This window comes from Mycolicibacterium fluoranthenivorans, from assembly GCF_011758805.1.
GTDB classification, from domain to species: Bacteria; Actinomycetota; Actinomycetes; order Mycobacteriales; family Mycobacteriaceae; genus Mycobacterium; species Mycobacterium fluoranthenivorans.
In genome coordinates this window covers 431,701-451,672 of record NZ_JAANOW010000003.1, presented here as the reverse complement: position 1 = coordinate 451,672, position 19,972 = coordinate 431,701, and the positions used below count along the sequence as shown (strand labels likewise).

Here is a 19,972-nt window from a genome sequence, read left to right as displayed (position 1 = left end):
TCCGATGGTGCTCAATCCTGATCTGCACCGGCGGCCGCTCCGACCACCGCGAGGGCATCGCCGGTGGACACTTGCTGACCCACCTCGACCGAAAGCTCGGCGACGATCCCGTCGATTGGGCTGACGATGGTGTGTTCCATCTTCATCGCCTCCACCACCACCAGCGCCTGCCCGGCCGTCACGACGTCGCCCGCGGCGACGGGCAGCCGGATCACCGAACCCGGCATAGGCGCCGTCAGCGAGCCCGCCGGCTTTAGCGCGCTCGGGTCCAGGAACCGTGGTACCTGCGTAAACGCAGTGGACCCGGCAGGGCTGTCGACATAGGCAATGTCGGCGTCGAGGACGACGTCGTAGCCGCGCCGCACCCCGCCGGTCTCCAGGACCACCCGGTCCGGCCGCTGCACGAGCACGCTGACGTCTTCGACGGGCTTGCCGTCGACTTCGACCTCGACGCCGTCGCGGAGCAGCGCATAGCCCACCCGACGCTCGCGGCCGTCGGCGGTCAGCCATCCGGTGGACTGCAGTTGGGACGGGTTGTTGCGCCACCCGGCAGGCAGCGTCGGCTGGACGGGGGCCGCCGCGCGGCGTCCCGCGACCTGGGCGAGTGTGGCCGCGATGGCGTGCAAGCCCTCCCCGTCGCGGTCGATGAGGGCTGCGCCGAGGTCGGCCACGTCGTGGCGGTCGAGGAACCCGGTGTCGGTGCCGCGTCCGGCGAACTCGTCGTGGCGCAGAACGCGAACCAGCAGATCCCGGTTGGTGGTGAGTCCGTGGATCCGGGCGCCGGCGAGCGCGGCGGACAGCGCGCCGAGCGCCTCGGCGCGGGTGGGCGCCCAGGCGATCACCTTGGCCAGCATGGCGTCATAGTGGTGGCTGACCACCGAGCCGTCGCGCACGCCGGAGTCCACCCGGACCCCGACGTGGTCGGGGATCTGCATCGTGCGCAGCGTTCCGGTCTGCGGCAGGTAGCCCTTCGTGGGGTCCTCGGCGTAGAGCCGGGCCTCGACCGCGTGGCCGGTGATCCGCGGCTTGCTCACCTCGGCAGGCAGTGGCCGACCCATCGCCACCAGCAACTGCAGGCGCACGAGGTCGAGCCCGGTGACGAGTTCGGTGACCGGGTGCTCGACCTGCAGCCGGGTGTTCATCTCCAGGAAGGCGAACGTCCCGTCGTCATCGCCGCCGTTCGCGTCGAGGACGAACTCGACCGTTCCGGCCCCGACGTAACCCACGGCCTGTGCCGCCGCGACCGCCGCCGCGCCCATCCGGGCGCGCAGGTCGTCGTCGACGACGGGCGAGGGCGCCTCCTCGATGACCTTTTGGTGGCGGCGCTGCACCGAGCACTCCCGCTCGAACAGCGAGACAACCGTGCCGTGCATGTCGGCCAACAGCTGGATCTCAACGTGGCGGGGACGCTGCACGTACCGCTCGAGGAACACCGTGCCGTCCGAGAACGCCGACATCGCCTCGCGCGAGGCCGAGGCCACGGCTCCGTCGAGGTCGTCGGCCGACTCGACAACCCGCATGCCGCGCCCGCCGCCACCCGCGCTCGCCTTGACCAGCAGCGGGTAGCCGATCTCGGCGCCGAGCTTGCGCAGCTTGTCGGGGTCCAGGCCGGTCGCGTCGCCGCCCGGGAGAACCGGCACGCCCGCATCGGCCATCATCGCCTTGGCCGTCAGCTTGGAACCCATCGCGTCGATGGCATCCGGCGGCGGGCCGACGAACACGAGCCCGGCGTCGGCGCAGGCCCGCGCGAAGCCGGCGTTCTCCGACATGAAGCCGTAGCCGGGATGCACGGCGTCGGCGCCGGTGAGGAGGGCGGCGGCGATCACCCGGTCACCGTCGAGGTAGGTCTCCGCCGGCGAGGAACCCGGTAGCCGGACGGCCTCGTCGGCATCGTCCACGTGCCAGGCGTCGGCGTCGGCGTCGGAGTACACGGCGACGGTCGCGATGCCGAGTTCGCGACAGGTGCGAAACACGCGTCGGGCGATCTCTCCCCGGTTGGCCACCAGCAGCTTCTTGATCACGGGCATCGCCATCACATCCGGAACACGCCGTAGCCACGCTGGCCACGGATCTCGCTGTTGTGGACCACGGAAAGGCAGAACCCGAGAACGGTACGGGTGTCGCGCGGGTCGATGATCCCGTCGTCGTAGAGCCTGCCGCTGTTGGCCAGCGCCAACGACTCACGCTCGATCTGGCCCTCGACGGCAGCGCGCATCTGGGCGTCGGCCTCCTCGTCGAACGGGAGCCCCCGGTCGGCGGCCGACTCGCGGGCCACGATCGACAGCACGCCCGCGAGCTGGGCCGGGCCCATGACGGCCGAACGCGAGTTGGGCCAGGTGAACAGGAAGCGGGGAGAGTAGGACCGCCCGCACATCCCGTAATTGCCCGCACCGTAGGACGCGCCCATCACGATCGTCAGGTGTGGGACAGCGCTGTTGGAGACGGCGTTGATCATCTTCGCGCCGTCCTTGATGATGCCACCCTGCTCGTACTCCGCGCCGACCATGTAGCCGGTGGTGTTCTGCAGAAACACCAGTGGCGTGTCGATCTGGTTCGCCAGCTGAATAAACTGGGCGGCCTTCTCCGCCTCCTCGCTGAACAGGATTCCGCGCGCGTTGGCAAGGATCCCTACCGGGTATCCGTGGATCGAGGCCCAACCGGTGACCAGCGAGGTGCCGTATAGCGGCTTGAACTCGTCGAAGGCGGACCCGTCCACGATTCGGGCGATGACATCACGTGGGTCGAAGGGAACCTTCGGGTCCACCGAAGCGATCCCGAGGAGTTGGTCGGGGTCTCGCAGCGGGGGGGTCGGTGGCTGTGTCGGGCCGGGCCCGAGCTTGCGCCAGTTCAGTCTGGCCATGATGCGCCGCCCGATCCGGATGGCGTCCTGCTCGTCCTCGGCCATGTAGTCGGCCAGCCCGGAGGTGCGGGCGTGCATGTCGGCGCCGCCGAGCGACTCGTCGTCGGACACTTCGCCGGTCGCCATCTTCACCAGCGGCGGACCACCGAGGAAGACCTTGGACCGGTTGCGGACCATCACCACGTAATCACACATGCCGGGGATGTACGCGCCGCCTGCCGTCGAGTTACCGAATACCAGCGCCAGTGTCGGCAGGCCCTGCGCGCTGTGCTGGGTGAGGTCGTTGAATAGCTGGCCCCCGGGCACGAAGATCTCGGCCTGCGTGGGCAGGTCCGCCCCGCCCGACTCGACGACGTTGATGATGGGCAGCCGGTTCTCGCGGGCGACTGCCATGCCCCGGAACACTTTTCGGAAGGTGTAGGGGTTCGAGGCTCCGCCGCGCACGGTCGGGTCGTGCGCGATGATCATCGACTCGACGCCTTCGACGATGCCGATGCCGACCACAACGCTGCCGCCCACCGGAAACTTCGTGCCCCACGCCGCGAACGGACAGAGTTCCAGGAAGGCCGTGTCGGGGTCGATGAGCAGCTCGACGCGCTCCCGAGCCAGCATCTTGCCGCGGCTACGGTGCCGGGCGACGTACTTCTCGCCGCCGCCACCGTTGGCCAGCGCCAGCTGTTCGGCGAGCGCATGGAGCTGCGCGATGAGTCCCTCGCGATTCTCGAGGTATACCGGCGCGCGGGTGTCGACCCGGTCGGGCAGGACGTCAATCAACTTTCCTCCAGGTGACATCAACGTCGATCTCCTGACACGCTACGTTATCGGTCATTAACATTCGACGACAATGGGGTCGACGTGGCAATCGTGCCGTCCCCGAGTGATCACAGCAGGAGCAACTCACATGAAACAGCCGGATCAGCGGGAAGCGGAGGCGGCCGCAGCCGACCCGTGGATGACGCCCGAGCGCATCTCGTTGCGCAACCTCGCCATGTCGTTCACCCAGAAGGAGATCGTTCCTCACCTGCAAGACTGGGAGGACGCCGGAGAACTCCCTAGAGAACTCCACCGCCGCGCAGCCGCAGCGGGGTTGCTGGGCATCGGGTTCGCGGAAGAGATCGGTGGCTCCGGCGGTGACCTGCGCGACCTGGTGCTGCTCACCGAGGCCGTGATGGAGGCCGGCGGCTCCTCGGGCTTGCTGGCCAGCCTACTTACGCATCACATCGCAGTGCCCCATATGGCCGCGCAGGGCGATCCCGAGCAGATCCGCAGCTTCGTGGTGCCGACCCTGGCCGGGGAGAAGATCGGCAGCCTCGGCATCACCGAACCCGACACCGGTTCTGACGTCGCCGGCATCCGTACTACCGCACGGCGCGACGGCGACCATTACGTGGTCAACGGTGCGAAGCTGTTCATCACCTCGGGTGTCCGCGCCGATTTCGTGACCACCGCCGTGCGTACCGGCGGCCCGGGCCCGTCGGGGATTTCACTGCTCGTGGTGGAGCGTGGCGCCGCGGGTTTCGCGGTCTCGCGGACACTGAAGAAGATGGGCTGGCTGTGCTCCGACACCGCTGAACTCGGATTCAGCGACGTGCGCGTGCCGGTGGTCAATCTGGTTGGCCCCGAAGGCAGCGGATTCCTGCAGATCATGCAACAGTTCCAAGTCGAACGTGCTTTCATCGCCGTCCAGTGCTACGCCACGGCCCAGCGCTGCCTCGACCTGACGCTGGAGTGGGTCAAGCAGCGCGAAACCTTCGGTCGACCGCTATCCACCCGACAGGTGGTGCGGCACAAGATCGTCGACATGGCCACGGCCGTAGACGTTGCCCGTACCTATACCCGCGCCGCCGTGGACCGCATCATCGCGGGTGACACCGACGTGCGGATGGTCTCGATGGCGAAGAACCAGGCCGTGGAAGCCTGTGCGCTTGCCGTCGACACCGCCGTGCAGCTCTACGGTGGCATGGGCTATCTGCGCGAGACCGAGGTCGAACGGCACTATCGCGATTCGCGCATCCTGGGTATCGGGGGCGGCACCACCGAAATCATGAAGGAGATCATCGCCAAGCAGATTGGCCTCTGAGTGAAGCCGCCATTCGACAGCAGGAGCGTCGGCTTGGCAGGTCGACGAGACGGACCTTCCACCGTTTCTAAGGTAAGTCAACGGTGTGTCACGCCCCCTGCGGCCAATGCAGCCTTCGCCACCGGGAAATTGCATCCCGAGTACCAGCTAGCGAGACGTATCAACCACGTAGCGGCGAGCCAGTGTTTCAGCAAGTCTGCTCGTATGTTCGACGATGTCGACTTGACTTACGTCGACGAGTAGTCCTGCGTGCCAGGCGCTGATCAGTTCGACGAAGCCGCCGACCGCTACAAACGTGTCCATGCGCAAGGCCATTTCGTCTGCGTCAGGCTTCAGATGCGGCTTGCTGGCGGCCATGACGAGCTGGGTGGCTTCCTGCAAGGCCACCGCACGACGATCTTGCAATGTTGAACTGCCGACGTGTTGCGTCAGCAGAATCTGGGCTCGGCCGGCATCTTGCGAAATGCGGAGGACGACGATCGAGATCGCGGCGCGAATGGTCTCGACAGGTGGTTGACCGACGCGTTCGGCAAACGTTGCTGAAACCTCGCCGAGCATCTGGTTTCGGACACCGTCCCACGCTGCTACGAGCAACTCATCGCGGGTCTTGAACTCCTCATAGTAATAGCGGTCGTTCAGCGCGGCTCTGGAGCAGACCCCACGCATGGTAACCGCTGCCCATCCGCTTTCCGTCCAGATATCTGTTGCGGCGGCGACTAGGCGCTGCCTCCGGTCAGCCCGTCGTTCGGCGCCTGTACGCCCGCCCCACCTTGCTGCCTTTGTCCGCACGCATACATCTTGACAAAGACATAGCACCCCCGCCAAACTGGTGGCATGCGACCACAATTGTGTTCACTGCCACCAAGCGGCAGCAGATTGGCTTGGTTCACCGGATCAGCATGCTCCGATCTGCCAAGGACTCGGTACTGATGGATTTCTTGTGGTGGGGCAAGTCGCCTCGCAGAAGTGACCGCGCGAACGCGGTTGTTACAGGGGCTGGCAGTGGAATTGGTCGCGCTTTTGCGGTAGAGCTCGCCCGCAGAGGCGGGCGGGTGGTATGCGCCGACATCGATCCCGTGCGTGCCAAGGAGACGGTCGGTCTCGTCGTCCAAGCGGGCGGTGATGGCCTCGACATCGTGTGCGATGTCTCCGATGAAGAACAGGTCCGCGAACTCGCCCACAGCGCTGAAGAGTGGTTTGGGGAGTCGCCCAGCCTGGTGATCAACAACGCGGGCATCGGAGTCGGTGGCAATGTCATCGGCGCGACGGCTAAACGCGACTGGGAGACGACGCTCTCAATCAACTTGTGGGGAGTGATCTACGGCTGCGAGATCTTCGTACCGCGGCTTCGCGCGAGGGGCAGCGGCGGAATTATCAACGTCGCGTCGGCTGCAAGTTTCGGAGCGGCGCCTCGGATGGCTGCCTACAACGTCAGCAAGGCCGGAGTGCTCTCGCTATCCGAGACTTTGGCGGCCGAGCTGAGTGGTACTGGTGTGGCGGTGACTGTACTGTGCCCGACATTTGTCAAGACCAACATCGTCGATAACCCTGGTATTGAGGAGTCGGCCGCCAAGCTGGCAACGAATTTGATGAAGTGGACCGGCGTGTCGGCGGAATCGGTGGCGCGCAAAACGTTGGACGCGAACGATCGCGGTCAGTTGCACGTCCTACCCCAAGTCGACGCGAAGATTCTCTGGTTATTTAAGCGGGCAGTGCCTGCCACGTATACCCGTGCGCTCGGTTTGGTTGAGCGAATCGCGCGCTAAGTCATTCCAGACAAAGACAAAGGAGACTCCAATGGCATTCAAATACAGCGATATGCTCGAGACGATCAAGAATCGGCAGTGGGCGCTGGCCGACATCGATTGGGATGCGCCGGGCGCCGATAAAATCACTGATGAGCAGCGGCCCGAACTGAAGCAGTTCATGGCTGACGTGGTGTGGATAGAACACGTCGGTGCACGCGCGTTCGCCGCCATGGCGCCGAAAGCGCCGTTCGAGGCTCTAGGTGACATCTACCGGTATTTCCATGCCGAGGAGCAGCGGCACGCCAACGCGGAGCTGGCGCTCATGCAGCGGTGGGGGATGCTCGAGGAAGGGGAAATCCCGGTGCCGAACAAGAATATTCGACTGGTCATCGAGTGGATCGACCGATACGCCGAGGCCCTCCCGCTGACGGTGATCGGAGCGGCGATCCCAGCCTTGGAGACTGCGCTCGACGGAGCATTGCTCAAGTTCCTTCTCGACGAGGTGCAGGATCCGCTCTGCGCCGAGGTCTTCAACAAGGTCAACAACGACGAATCGCGGCACTTGGCAGTGGGATTCCAGGTTCTGAACGACCTCGGCGCCAGCCCCATGCGCATTCATGCGACTCAGACGATGGGGGCGCTCATCGACCCGAGAATCCTTCTCGGCGGCGTCCTCTACGTGCCGTTGCTCACCAGGATGTTGACCAATCTCAACGCCATGGGATTGTCGGAGGAGAAGCTCTACAACGCGGTGATGCGGTACGAGAACGTCGGAGATCGTAGTGAGTTCACGCGCCGCGTTCCGGGCTACCACATCTTGAAGGCTCACATGTCCGCCAGCATCAAGCGTTCTCAGCCATTGCATTTCATTTCGCAGCGGCTGGGTACCGCGATCGACCACTTCCCCACCGAGGTGCTCGGTAAGTCACCGACGTGGACAGAAGAGCTGACCTACGAACCGGTGGCCAGATGAGCGACACCACGACCGTCTTGATCGTCGGTGCGGGTTTCGCCGGCCTGGGAACCGCAATCCGGTTGCTACAACAGGGTATCGACGATTTCGTTGTCCTTGAACGTGCCGACGAGGTGGGTGGTACCTGGCGGGACAACACCTATCCCGGCGCGGCGTGCGACATCCCGTCGCTGCTCTATTCCTACGGGTTCGAGCAAAATCCGGACTGGTCCCGCGCGTATTCGGGCAGCGCCGAGATCCTCGGCTACATCAAGACGATGGTGGACAAGTACTCGCTGTCGCGTTTCATCCGGTTCGGAGTGAACGTCACCGGTCTGGAGTTCGACGAGGAAAGCGCACTGTGGACGGCGCAGACAGCTGACGGCTCGCAGTTCACGGCGCGCACCGCAGTGATGGCCAGTGGGCCGCTGGCGAATGCGAGCCTGCCGGACATCCGCGGACTGGACACCTTCGATGGTCACAAGATCCACAGTGCGCGTTGGGATCACGACTACGACATGAGCGACAAACGTGTCGCCGTGATCGGCACCGGAGCCAGCGCTGTTCAGATCATTCCCGAACTGGTGAAGACTGCGCGGTCGGTGAAGGTCTTCCAACGCACCCCCGGCTGGGTCCTCCCTCGGCCCGACTTCTCCCATCCGCAGTGGGCGCGCACGGCGTTTCGTCGAGCGCCTCTCGTGCAGAAAGCCGCACGGCAGGCGTGGTTCTGGGTGCACGAGCTCATGGCCGTCGGCATGGTCTGGGATACCCCGGTCACCACCGGCATCCAGCTGGTGGCGAAGGCGAATTTACGGAGGCAGGTATCGGATACTTGGCTCAGGCGCCAGCTGACGCCGAACTTCCGCGCCGGCTGCAAACGGATGCTGATGAGCAGCGATTACTACCCCGCTCTTCAACGCGACAACTGCAAGCTCATCTCATGGCCGATCGCGACCCTGTCGCCGAATGGCATACGGACCGCAGATGGCATCGAACACGAAGTGGACTGCATCGTCTTTGCCACCGGCTTCGATGTATGCAAGGCCGGCACGCCTTTTCCCATCTGCGCAGCTGGTCGTGAGCTCTCCGACGAGTGGTCCCAGGGCGCCTATGCGTACCGGAGCGTCACCGTTGCGGGCTATCCCAATCTGTTCTTCACCTTCGGTCCGAATTCAGGGCCCGGCCATAACTCGGCCCTCGTGTACATGGAGGCCGAGATCAACTACATCGTCAAAGCCATCGGCGCGATCATCGCGAATGATCTCAGTACGCTCGAGGTCCGCGAAGATCGGCAAAATAATTACCACGGCGAGGTACAGCAGCGGTTGGGAAGTACGACTTGGAATTCGGGTTGCAAGAGCTGGTACCTCACGAATGACGGATACAACGGCACCATGTACCCCGGTTTCGCCACCCAGTTCGTGCGCGCACTGTCCAAGGTCGACATGGGTGATTATGTAACGACCCCGACAACCGCACGAACTGAGCACCACCCAACCGAACACGCCCAAAACGGCTCGAATGTGGCCAAGGTTGCCCAGGGCCGCAAGGCCAAGGTAACCCAGGGCCGAAAAAGCGCAGGCGCCCTGCCAACGCGGTCTGACGTCAAAGCCGACATCCTGGACGTGGGCGTCGGGAAAGTACCGCCTAAGCGCGCAGCCTCGAGAGTGAGGAAAGACGCTTGAGTGTCCATGTCGCGGGCGACGAGAATGCCCCCACCTCCGGAGCCTCTACGTACGAGGTCCCCACCCACGAGGTCCCCACCCACGAGGTCCCCACCCACGAGGTCCCCACCCACGAGATATTGGTCATCGGAGCTGGATTCTCCGGGATCGGGGTGGGCATCAAGCTGCTGAAGGAAGGTTTCTCAGACTTCCTCATCGTTGATGAGGCCCAAGGGGTGGGTGGAACCTGGTACTGGAATACCTACCCGGGGATTGCAGTAGACATTCCGTCATATAGTTACCAATTCTCCTTTGAGAAACGCCCGTCGTGGTCACGTACCTATGCGCCGGGGATCGAACTGAAGAACTACGCGAAGCATTGCGTGGAAAAATATGGCCTCGCGTCGCGCATCCGCTTCGGAGTCACGGTTGTGAGGGCTGAGTTCGACGAAGAATCGACATTGTGGCGTTTGTTCACCTCGACAGATGAGGAACTGACAGCCAGGTTCGTCATCAATGCCTCCGGGGTTCTCACGCGACCAAAAACGCCGGACATACCGGGGGTCGGGGACTTCGGCGGGGTCACGATGCACACGTCGCGCTGGGACCACCAGCAGACCCTCACCGGAAAGAGGGTCGCCGTCATCGGGACGGGCGCCTCGGCGGTGCAACTGATCCCCTCGATAGCCAAGGACGTGGACACACTCACCGTCTTTCAGCGCACCCCGATATGGTGTCTACCGAAATTCGACTTCGCGGTGCCCCGCCCGCTGAGTGCTCTTCTCCGGCTCGCACCCGGAGCGCAGATCGCCGCGCGGGCAGCCAGCCAGGCGTTTGTCGAACTCACCTTTCCCGTCGCAGCGCACTTCCATACCGCCATACCGCTGGCGTCGGCGATCGAGCGTGCAGCGATCAGCTACATGCGTCGGCAGGTCACAGACCCGGTCGTTCGGGATAAGCTGACACCGCGCTACGCGCTGGGCTGCAAGCGGCCAAGCTTTCACAACGAATATCTCAAGACGTTCAACCGCGGCAACGTCCATCTTGAAACCAACCCCATCACCCGGGTGGATGAAACCGCGGTAATTACGGCCGATGGCGCCAGACACGAGATCGACGTGCTCGTGCTGGCAACGGGATTCAAGGTCATGGAATCGGACAGCATGCCCACCTACTCGCTCAGAGGTGTCGCCGGCCGAGACCAGGCACAGTGGTGGGACGAGAACCGACTCCAGGCATATGAGGGCGTCAGCGTGCCAGGATTCCCGAACCATTTCTCAGTGTTTGGCCCGTACGGATACAACGGCTCGTCCTACTTCGCACTCATCGAGGCACAGGCGGGTCACATTCTCCGTTGCCTCCGGCAGGCCAGGACGGCCGGCTCGAACTACGTCGAGGTACGCGAGGAGGCGAATCAACGCTTCTTCGCGGAGATGCTGGCACGGCGGCATACGCAGGTCTTCTGGCAGGACAGCTGCGCGGGCGCGAACAGCTATTACTTCGACAAGCATGGGGACGTGCCTCTGCGTCCGACGACGACGGTCGAGTCGATCTGGCGCAGTCGACGATTCGACCTGGCCGACTACCGTTTCGAACGACGACCGGCGAAAAAGGCGGACACTGCCCCACAGAAGGTGGTCACCGCCGGATGAGTTCACCTGCCAGGCCGAATCCGAGCATGGCGAGCCACCTGGTCGCGGCAACGGCGCGACGCGTTCTTCGACCTCTCACGCAGGTGATTCCGGCCAACGAGCATGGCTTCGCGGTCATGGACCGCGTGCTACGGGGAACACTCGTGGTGTCGCGGCCAAGGCGCGCAATCAGTGTCGAGAAGGTAGACACGCCCTTCGCCGGTGAACGTGTGCGAGGCGACTGGGTCAAGGCGGCCAACGTGGCCTCGGATGCTCCGCCGATTCTTTATATACACGGCGGCGCATTTTCTATGTGCTCTCCCGAGACCCACCGTGGCCTCATCAGCGAACTGTCCGCGGCCGCCCGCAGGCCGGTATTTGCCGTGCGCTATCGATTGGTCCCGAAATATCCCTTCCCGGCGGCCGCAGATGATGCACTGATCGCTTATCGATGGTTGACAGAGGGAAGCGCGATCACCGCGTCTTCTGGCACGGTGGCGCTCGCCGGAGATTCCGCAGGCGGCCAGCTTGCTGCGGCGACGGCGCTTGGCGCTCGGGAACATCGACTGCCGACGCCGGATGCCATGCTGCTGATGTCGCCGGTGCTGGATTTGACATGTCAACTTGCGATGGACCGTGATCTGCGCAGACGGGACCCCTTTGCGTCCGCCATCTCTGCGTCGAGAACAATGGGTCTGTACGTGGCGGGCGCCGATCCAGCCGACCCGAGGATAAGCGTGCTCGACGCTGATCTCACGGACATGCCACCAACTTTGATTCAGGTCGGCGGACGAGAGATGTTGCTCGACGACTCCAGAGTCTTTGCCAAACGTCTGCAGACTGCAGGGGTCTCCTCGCAGTTGCAAGTTTTCCGCGGCCAGATCCATGTCTTCCAGGCGATGTTTCGCCTATTGCCCGAAGCGCGTGAGGCCCTCAGGCTCGGTGGCGAGTTCTTGGCTACTTCGGCCACCGTCCGTTGACAGCGTCCCTGCGCACGCCTTGACCACGAGGCGCCCCAGCACGAAGGTTGTATGAGCTAACGATGAAACCCGTGAAACGTGAACAAACCCAGGACAATCCCCCTGGTAACCCCTCGATCGTCATCATCGGCGCCGGCTTCGCCGGAATTACCCTGGCACTCCGCCTCACACGCGCGGGGTTCGACAGGGTCCTCATCGTCGAAAAGGGCGATGGTGTCGGGGGAGTCTGGCGGGAGAACACCTACCCGGGGGCTGCCTGTGATGTCCCGTCGCAGCTGTACTCGATCTCCTCGGCGCCGAATCCCACGTGGGGCCGGCGTTACGCGGAACAACGCGACATCCTCGCCTACCTTCGCCGCGTCGTCGACGAAAGTGGATTGCTGCCCCTCCTTCGGACGAAGACCGAAGTCGCCAAGGCAGCCTTCGATGAGCGCTCGAACACATGGCGTCTGACCACGACTTCCAACGAAGAATTGGAGTGTGATGTCGTCATTTCGGCCGTGGGACAGCTGTCGCGCCCTTCGATCCCGAACATTCCTGGAATGTCGGGGTTCGCGGGCCCGTCGTTTCATTCCGCCAATTGGGACCACGATCTGAATCTCAGCGGCAAGCGCATTGCGGTCGTCGGCACTGGCGCAAGTGCGGTGCAATTCGTCCCGGTGGTCGCTGCATGCGCCGCGCACTTGGATGTTTTCCAACGGTCAGCCCCATGGGTGCTGCCCAAATTCGATCGTCAGTACGGTGGGCGGCATCACCAACTGCTGCGCAAGTTACCCATTCTGCGGCTCAGCGAACGTCTGATGATCTGGACGATATTCGAGTTCTTGGCGTTGGCACTCGTCGATGCGAAGCCAGTGGCGCGAGTCCTTGGCGGCGTCGCCCTCAGGCACCTAGGTCGCCAGGTGCACGACGCGCGGCTGCGTTCCCAACTGACACCGGACTATGCGCCCGGATGCAAGAGGATCCTGTTCTCCAGCGACTACTACCCCGCACTCGCCCGTCCCAACGTCGCACTGGTGACCGACGATATTGAGGCAGTAGAACCCGGCGGAATTCGCACGGTGGACGGCGAATTCCATGCCGCCGACGTCATCATCTACGGCACCGGCTTTAGTGCCACCGAGTTTCTTTCCCCGATGGAGGTCCACGGCCGTTCGGACCGAACATTGTCGGACGTGTGGGCAGATGGCGCGCACGCCTACTACGGCCTGTCGGTGCCAGATTTCCCGAATTTCCTCATGATGTACGGGCCGAACACCAACGTGGGATCCGGGTCGATTGTCTACATGCTCGAGTCGCAGGCCCGACACATCGTCAGGTTGATGAAGGTTCTCCGTGCCCATCCGCGAAGTGTCATCGAGGTGCGTGCCGACGTGGAGAAGCGCTTCAACGACCGGTTGGGTCGCCGCCTGGACAAATCCGTGTGGACTATGTGCACGAGCTGGTATCGCTCGGCGCGCGGTTCGATATCCACCAACTGGCCCAGCCCGACCTTCCTGTATCGCCTTCGTGCGCGCAGGCCGAAGCGGCGCGCTTACGTCCTGTCGCGTCCCGCGCCCGCGAACTCGTCGCGCAGGGGGACACCCGAGCCGGCCAACACCCATCTGGCCGACATGCCCTATGCCCCCAGCGGGGCCGATAGCGTCGACTAGTGGCGGCTCTGTTCAGTGACGGGTATCCGAGGACGGCGGGGAGTCGCTGACATTCGAGCGGCAACTGTGATCGCCGTTGACAGGGTGGTCACCGGTGTAAACGATGGGTGAAATCCTTCCGATAATGCGAGAAACAACATCAAGGGGGCACTCGATGACCAAATCGCCGTCCGGTTCGGCAAGCAAGTCCCGTGACCGTCTGTCGTCGGTACTACTGAATCCCCTCCCGCAGCGCGTCGAGCGCGCTATCCAGGAGGTGAGTCGACGATGGCCGGTTCGCGAACTTGCCGCGCCGCCGACAGGTAGCGGATTGAAGCCAGTTATCGGCGATCAGGGATTGCCTCTCGTTGGCCACACACTGGACTACATTCGCTTCGGCTCTGACCTCAGTAGAGAGCGGTACGAGAGATTTGGTTCGGTCTCGTGGATGGGGGCGTTTGGCACCAAGATGGTCGTCATTGCGGGACCGCAGGCAACTCAAGAAGCACTCACCACCAAAGCCAAGGCTTTCTCGCAAGATGGTTGGGGTTTTCTCATCGATGCGTTCTTTCATCGGGGGCTGATGCTGATGAGCTTCGATGAGCATCTGATGCATCGGCGAATCATGCAGGAGGCGTTCACACGTCCGCGACTAACCGGTTATGTCAAGCAGGTCGGGCCATCGGTTCGTTCTAGCGTACCGAAGTGGCCGACCGGTTCGGGTGTCCGCTTGTATCCCCTGTTGAAGGATTTGACGCTCAACGTGGCAACCGATGTGTTCATGGGCGGCCGCGGGAAAGAGGACAGCCGTTCAGTAAATCGAGCCTTTGTAGCAACCGTCCGCGCTGCCAGTGCGATCGTGCGTGCTCCTCTGCCCGGGACGCGGTACCGCGCCGGAGTGCGCGGTCGCCGGTTGCTGGAGGCGTACTTCGCCCGGCACTTACCGGCGGCACGCTCGGGGCAGAATGATGATTTATTCGCCGCGCTATGTGAGGCGCGCGCCGAGGACGGCGAACGCTTCACTGATGCGGACATCATAAATCACATGATCTTTCTGATGATGGCCGCTCATGACACGTCAACGATCACCACTGCCGCTGTGGCGTACTTCTTGGCGAAGAATCCTGAATGGCAGGATCGACTTCGTGCTGAGTCTGACCGTCTAGGCGACGATCTGCCGGACATTGAGGACCTGGAGGGGCTCACGGCGATGGACTTGGTCATCAAGGAGTCGCTCAGACTAGTTGCACCGGTACCGTTGGTTATGCGTAAGACGGTGACCGACACCGCAATTGATGGCTACTACGTCCCCTCCGGAGTGCTTGTCGCCATCACGCCTGCGGTCAACCACTTTGCGCCCACAGTGTGGACCGAGCCGGACCGGTTTGACCCAACGCGATTCGAGCCGCCACGGCGCGAGGATCACGCCCACCGCTTCGCCTGGCTTCCGTTCGGAGGAGGCGCGCACAAGTGCATCGGGATGCACTTCGGCACCTTGGAGGTGAAGGCAATACTGCACGAGATGCTGCGGGAATTCACCTGGAGTCTGGATGACGGCTACCGCGTTCGGTGGGACAATACGTCCCTGCCTGTCCCTGTCGACGGCCTACCTATTACGTTGTGTCGCCGATGATATCTAGGTCATTCCACGAGACTTTTGAGTGCTTGGCCGAGCACATCGCCCTCACAGGGCGCCGGCAGAATCGACGCAGTCCTCCAAGTGGCCTCGGAGATCCTCAACAAACCCCGGCGAACCGTAGTCGGCAAACCTACGCAAACTGCCGGAAAGGATGGTCATGCTAGAACCATCAACAGCCGTCGTCACAGGAGCAGGTCGAGGGATTGGTCTGGAGATCGCGAGACAACTCGCCGCTGCCGGTCACAAGGTTTTGCTCACGGATGTCGATGGCGACGCGGCGGAGCGCGCTGCCACCGAGGTCGGCGGTGGCGCTTGGAGCGCCACGCACGACGTACGAGATCCGTCGGGTCATCGGGAAGTCGCTGCTCAGGCTTTAGCCGCTGGCCCTCTGGCGGTGTGGGTAAACAACGCTGGGATCCTAATCGCGGGTAACAGCTGGAGTCACAGCGATGCCGAGATTGCGTCGATCCTCGATGTAAATGTACGAGGTGTCGTTGCCGGGTCACACGCGGCAGTTGCCGCCATGGGCGCAGGTGGGGGTGCGATCCTCAACATCGCGTCGCTCTCGGCTCTGGCCCCCATCCCTGGACTCGCGATGTACGCAGCCACTAAAGCCGCCGTATTGTCGTTCACCACATCGCTGCAAGGCGATCTTGACCATGCGGGATTGCAAATCCGTGCCCGGGCGCTATGCCCCGACGTGGTGAGTACGAAAATGGTCACCGACCGAGTCGCCGACCCTGGGGCGGCGCTACTGTTCGCCGGACCTCGTCCAATGGATGCGGCGGCCGTGGCCCGCGCAGGACTCGAGTTGCTGGAGAGTCGCCAGATATTCCGGGTAGTTCCTCGGTGGCGCGGCGTAGTTGCGCGCACTAGCGATGCTGCGCCGTCGCTCGGGTTGAGAGCTTTCGCGTTGATGCGCGGCGTTGGTGAGCGGCGCCAACGCAATCATCGTTGATGGCGGTGTCTAAGACGGAGGGTTTAGCGTCCTGAGTTAGGACATTTCGCTTAGTGCCCCGGTTCGGGGATGCCGAGGCTGGCCATGATTTTTCGTTGCGGCGCTGGGACCTCGGGTGGGAATGTCTCGGTGGCGCCGTTGATGACGATGGTCGCCGACCGTAGTGGCCGTAGTTGCTTGATGACGTTGGCGATGGCCAGGCCGGTGCGTTCCTGGATGGCGTGGGAGACGGCCAGGGCGGTGAACACGATGCTCAGGTGGGCTTCGATGGCGTCGCGGGTGCGGTGAAACATCGGGCGGGCGCGAAGGTCGCTCTTGGACATCCGAAATGAGCGTTCGACGTGCCATAGGTCGTGGTACTTGCCGATCACCTCGCTCGCGGCCATCTCCGTGGTGGGGATGTTGGTGACGTAGCCCTTGAGTCCGACCAGTGATTGCGCGCGGGCCAGGCTGGCCTCGTCGAGGATGCGGTCCCCGGCACGGGTCTTGACGAAGCGGGTGGCTTTGGCGACGCGTTCGCCGGCGATGACCGCGCGGGCGCGGGCCTCTTGGGCGTAGAGCGTCTTCTGATCGCGGCGCGCTCGTTTGGCCGAATACGCCCAGATCGCCCGCCACGCCCCGACGTGATCGTCGGGATTCCACACCGGTTCGGCCCGGTGTGCGAGGTCGTTGACAGTGCTCTTGGCGTGCCGAGGGGTGACGGTGTCGATGATCTGCCCATCGGCGAAAACATCACCGTTCCAATGGAAATGGCTGGCGAGGTCGATTGGCGCCTTCACCGCCCGGGAGCCTACGATGAAGCCCAACCCGGCCTCATCGAGTGCGGCCAGGTTCGACGCTGAGAGCATGCCCGCGTCCGCGGCCACCACCATCGGTGTACCGGTCAGGTCGTGACGGTCGGCGAAGGCGGTGATGATCGGCACCAGGGTGGTGGTCTCGGCGGTGTTGCCTTCGAAACAGCCGATCTCCAACGGGAACCCGGTGCGATCAACCAGCACACCGACGACGATCTGCGGGTCAACGCGGCGTTCCTTCGAGTAGCCGACCTTGCGCAGGTCGTCTTCATTCTCGGCCTCGAAATACAGTGTCGTGACGTCGTAGAGCAGCAGACTCAACCCACCCCGGTCCGCGGCATGGGTGAAGCACATCCCGGCGATGGCGTCACGGTACTTTCCGGTGTTGACCTTCACCAGGTGACGTTGAATCGTCCTGTACGACACCGTGTCTGCGCCCAGATCAGTCAGCACCCGCGCCGCGCCAGCTTTGCTGGTGGGCTCGACGATTCGGGCGATCACCAGATCCCGAAACACCGCGTCGTCGACAGCGTCGAAACCAAGCCAGTCATACACCGCGCCGAGCACCTCGTAGAGCAACCTCGAATGCGTCGCGGTGGTACGTCCCGGCCGAACCGGGACACCCCTGGGGACGCCCGGAGACAACGGTAAGATTCCGGTTCGCCAGTCGGCGATCCCATCAACGGATTGAGTCCGCGCCGGGACCTCGATATCGAGAACACCTTGATCCTCGGCAGCGATCTGACGGGCTCGTTCAAGCAGAATCCCGAGCTGGGCATCGGTATGCGCAGACCCGACGTGGGCCAGAATGGTCCGCTTACCTCGATGTTTACGCACAACCTGCACCGCTACCGCACCCGAGGCCGTGCGCACCTTCCGCACGTACGTCACCGCCAGAACCTACCCGTTTAGTGCCCCAAACAGGGCACTAAACCCAGAGGAGCCGCAGGTCAAAGAACTGCCACCACAGAATTCAACCGACCATGTCCTAAGTCAGGTCTAAGACGGAGGGTTTAGCGTGGGGAGGCTCGAGTTGTACCTGATGAGGTTTTCGGTTCGCAGAGAGGTAAGTGGGGATCAAGCTGGAATCCCAGTTCCTGCAGCCTGTCATTGATTATCAACCAGGTTTGCCGTGTCAATCGAATGACGAGTTCGTCACGAGTGGAGTCGCGATGGTCCAGCCACCATAGGACCGAAGCGTCCATCAGGCCCATGATGGCGGCGACATTGCGGTCTGCCGCCTCTGAGTCCTCGCCGTAGCGAGGAAAGTAACGGGCACCCGCGACGGCGAGTTCGGAGGCGAATGCACTGGTGCCGGGCGAGGTTTTCTCGGTGCTGCGCCGATAGTGTCGGTTCACCAAGAACCGATAGAGGTTGGGGTGTTCGTCAGCCCACATGACGTGCTGTGTGACCGGCGCGCGAATCACGTCTAGCGGTGATCCCTGCACATCCAGAGTTAGGCGAATCTTTGCAGTGAGTTCGCGGTGGACGTGGCGGGCGACGGCTAGATCGAGTTCTTCTTTACTTGCGAAGTGGCGGTAAAAGTGCGTGCGGACTAAACCGGCCTTGTCTGCGATCTGGCCGGTGAGTGCGTGGGGTCCGTTCTCTTCGATTGCGCTGAGCGCTGCTTCGATGATCTGTTCACGACGTAGTTCGCGGCCTGGCAACTTACTGGTTGCACGGCGTCCCGCTGTGGTGTCCGCCCATTGCTTTCGCTCCACGATGCTCACCGTAACGCCCCGCGCTCTGGAAAGTTCTGGGTACGTGTTGTACCCAGTGTCCGTTTCGTGGTACACCATGTACCCATAAGCGTGTAGCGAGACCCATTGCGGGATCGGTGCGCAAGTAATAACAGTGAGGACTCTCTAATGGCAGCCAATCGCTCTAGCTGGATGGACGACGACCTCGATGCACTCCGCGATTTGGCGCGCACGTTCTGTGAGAAGGAGATCGCGCCGCACAGTGCCCGCTTCATCGAGCAGCACCACGTGGATCGAGACCTGTGGACCCGGGCGGGTGATCTGGGGTTGCTGTGCATGTCAATCCCCGAACAGTACGGCGGAGGTGGTGGAACATTCGCCCATGAGGCGGTCTTGATCGAGGAACAGGCCCGCATCGGTGATTCAGCATGGGGTGCGGCGCTGCATAGCGGAATCGTCGCCCACTACCTGCTCGAGTATGGCACCGACGAGCAGAAGGAACGTTTTCTGCCCCGACTGGCAACTGGTGAGATGGTTGGCGCGATTGCGATGACGGAGCCAGGCACGGGCTCCGATCTCCAATCTGTTACGACCAAGGCACTGCGCGTTGGAGACGAATACGTTGTCAACGGTTCCAAGACATTCATCACCAATGGCGCTCAGGCCGACTTGATCATCGTCGTCGCCAAGACCGACCCGACTGCCGGAGCGAACGGAATCTCGTTGGTTTTGGTCGAAGGCGATCGACCGGGCTTTCGGCGGGGTCGGGTGTTGGACAAGGTCGGTCAGCGCGGACAGGACACCTCCGAGCTCTATTTCGAAGATGTGCACATTCCGGTTGAGAACCTCCTGGGTACGACTGAAGGCCAGGGGTTCATTCAGTTGATGCAGCAACTTCCCCAAGAGCGATTGATCCTTGCGCTTGGTGCAGTGACAGTACTAGAAACAGCGCTCGAGTTCACTGTGGAATACACCAAAGATCGGCATGCCTTCGGCAAGCCCGTCTTCGCCTTCCAAAACACCAAGTTCAAGCTCGCCGAGGTCGCCACCGACGCCCACATCAGCCGCGTTTTCATCGACGACTGCGTCGCCCGCCATCTGCGCGGTGAACTCGACATCCCCACCGTCGCGATGGCGAAATGGTGGACTACTGAGCGTGCGATGGTCGCCCTTGATGACTGCTTGCAGCTCCACGGCGGCTACGGCTATATGACCGAGTATCCCATCGGCAGGATGTGGGCCGATGCTCGCGTTCAGAAGATCTACGGTGGGACAAACGAGATTATGAAGGAGATCATTGCTCGGTCGCTTTAGATCGAATTCGACCGCTAGATT

At 62.9% G+C, this 19,972-nt stretch carries 15 protein-coding genes; 10 read left to right on the top strand and 5 right to left on the bottom strand.

The features are described 5' to 3' along the window. Positions 1–11: 11 nt before the first annotated feature. Complete coding sequence (locus FHU31_RS25595) at positions 12–2,027, bottom strand: ATP-binding protein (protein ID WP_011895456.1); 2,016 nt, start codon at positions 2,025–2,027, stop codon at positions 12–14. A 5-nt stretch (positions 2,028–2,032) separates the two neighbouring features. Continuing rightward, on the bottom strand, positions 2,033–3,634 hold the full coding sequence (locus FHU31_RS25590) for an acyl-CoA carboxylase subunit beta (RefSeq protein WP_043985027.1): 1,602 nt from the start codon (positions 3,632–3,634) through the stop codon (positions 2,033–2,035). 106 nt (positions 3,635–3,740) lie between these two features. Here FHU31_RS25590 and FHU31_RS25585 point away from each other — a divergent pair, with 106 nt between their 5' ends. Continuing rightward, complete coding sequence (locus FHU31_RS25585; RefSeq protein ID WP_372508921.1) at positions 3,741–4,940, top strand: acyl-CoA dehydrogenase family protein; 1,200 nt, start codon at positions 3,741–3,743, stop codon at positions 4,938–4,940. A 147-nt stretch (positions 4,941–5,087) separates the two neighbouring features. Here the strand turns inward: FHU31_RS25585 and FHU31_RS25580 are convergent, their stop codons facing one another. Next, a complete protein-coding gene (locus FHU31_RS25580) occupies positions 5,088–5,729 on the bottom strand; it encodes a TetR/AcrR family transcriptional regulator (protein WP_074243573.1) in 642 nt (213 codons plus the stop codon). 140 nt (positions 5,730–5,869) lie between these two features. Here FHU31_RS25580 and FHU31_RS25575 point away from each other — a divergent pair, with 140 nt between their 5' ends. From FHU31_RS25575 to FHU31_RS25540, 8 genes are all read left to right on the top strand, one after another. Beyond that, positions 5,870–6,706 carry an SDR family NAD(P)-dependent oxidoreductase gene (locus tag FHU31_RS25575; protein ID WP_043985120.1) on the top strand — a complete coding sequence of 279 codons (837 nt, stop codon included), beginning with the start codon at positions 5,870–5,872 and terminating at the stop codon, positions 6,704–6,706. Between the two features lie 31 nt (positions 6,707–6,737). Continuing rightward, positions 6,738–7,661, top strand: coding sequence for a hypothetical protein (locus FHU31_RS25570; RefSeq protein ID WP_011895451.1), 924 nt, complete (start codon positions 6,738–6,740; stop codon positions 7,659–7,661). Then, positions 7,658–9,325: a flavin-containing monooxygenase gene (locus FHU31_RS25565; protein ID WP_043985031.1), complete on the top strand. Its 1,668-nt coding sequence runs from the start codon at positions 7,658–7,660 to the stop codon at positions 9,323–9,325. Before FHU31_RS25570 ends, FHU31_RS25565 begins: the two co-directional genes overlap by 4 nt. A gap of 116 nt (positions 9,326–9,441) precedes the next feature. Continuing rightward, positions 9,442–10,956, top strand: coding sequence for a flavin-containing monooxygenase (locus FHU31_RS25560; RefSeq protein ID WP_043985121.1), 1,515 nt, complete (start codon positions 9,442–9,444; stop codon positions 10,954–10,956). Further along, positions 10,953–11,915, top strand: a complete 963-nt coding sequence (locus FHU31_RS25555) for an alpha/beta hydrolase (RefSeq protein WP_043985032.1) — start codon at positions 10,953–10,955, stop codon at positions 11,913–11,915. The genes FHU31_RS25560 and FHU31_RS25555 overlap by 4 nt, the downstream gene beginning before the upstream one ends. A 62-nt stretch (positions 11,916–11,977) precedes the next feature. Next, the gene (locus tag FHU31_RS25550; RefSeq protein ID WP_052537341.1) at positions 11,978–13,567 is read left to right on the top strand and encodes a flavin-containing monooxygenase; all 1,590 of its coding nucleotides are present in this window, start codon (positions 11,978–11,980) and stop codon (positions 13,565–13,567) included. 154 nt (positions 13,568–13,721) lie between these two features. Then, positions 13,722–15,179 carry a cytochrome P450 gene (locus tag FHU31_RS25545; protein ID WP_043985034.1) on the top strand — a complete coding sequence of 486 codons (1,458 nt, stop codon included), beginning with the start codon at positions 13,722–13,724 and terminating at the stop codon, positions 15,177–15,179. A gap of 157 nt (positions 15,180–15,336) precedes the next feature. Next, positions 15,337–16,143 carry an SDR family NAD(P)-dependent oxidoreductase gene (locus tag FHU31_RS25540; protein ID WP_052537343.1) on the top strand — a complete coding sequence of 269 codons (807 nt, stop codon included), beginning with the start codon at positions 15,337–15,339 and terminating at the stop codon, positions 16,141–16,143. A gap of 50 nt (positions 16,144–16,193) precedes the next feature. Here the strand turns inward: FHU31_RS25540 and FHU31_RS25535 are convergent, their stop codons facing one another. Both FHU31_RS25535 and FHU31_RS25530 read right to left on the bottom strand, forming a co-directional pair. After that, complete coding sequence (locus FHU31_RS25535; protein ID WP_167163472.1) at positions 16,194–17,828, bottom strand: IS1634 family transposase; 1,635 nt, start codon at positions 17,826–17,828, stop codon at positions 16,194–16,196. Positions 17,829–17,950: 122 nt separating this feature from the next. After that, positions 17,951–18,667: a TetR/AcrR family transcriptional regulator gene (locus FHU31_RS25530; RefSeq protein ID WP_263988016.1), complete on the bottom strand. Its 717-nt coding sequence runs from the start codon at positions 18,665–18,667 to the stop codon at positions 17,951–17,953. Positions 18,668–18,805: 138 nt separating this feature from the next. Here FHU31_RS25530 and FHU31_RS25525 point away from each other — a divergent pair, with 138 nt between their 5' ends. Beyond that, positions 18,806–19,951: an acyl-CoA dehydrogenase family protein gene (locus tag FHU31_RS25525; protein WP_052537345.1), complete on the top strand. Its 1,146-nt coding sequence runs from the start codon at positions 18,806–18,808 to the stop codon at positions 19,949–19,951. The last annotated feature ends 21 nt before the right edge of the window (positions 19,952–19,972 follow it).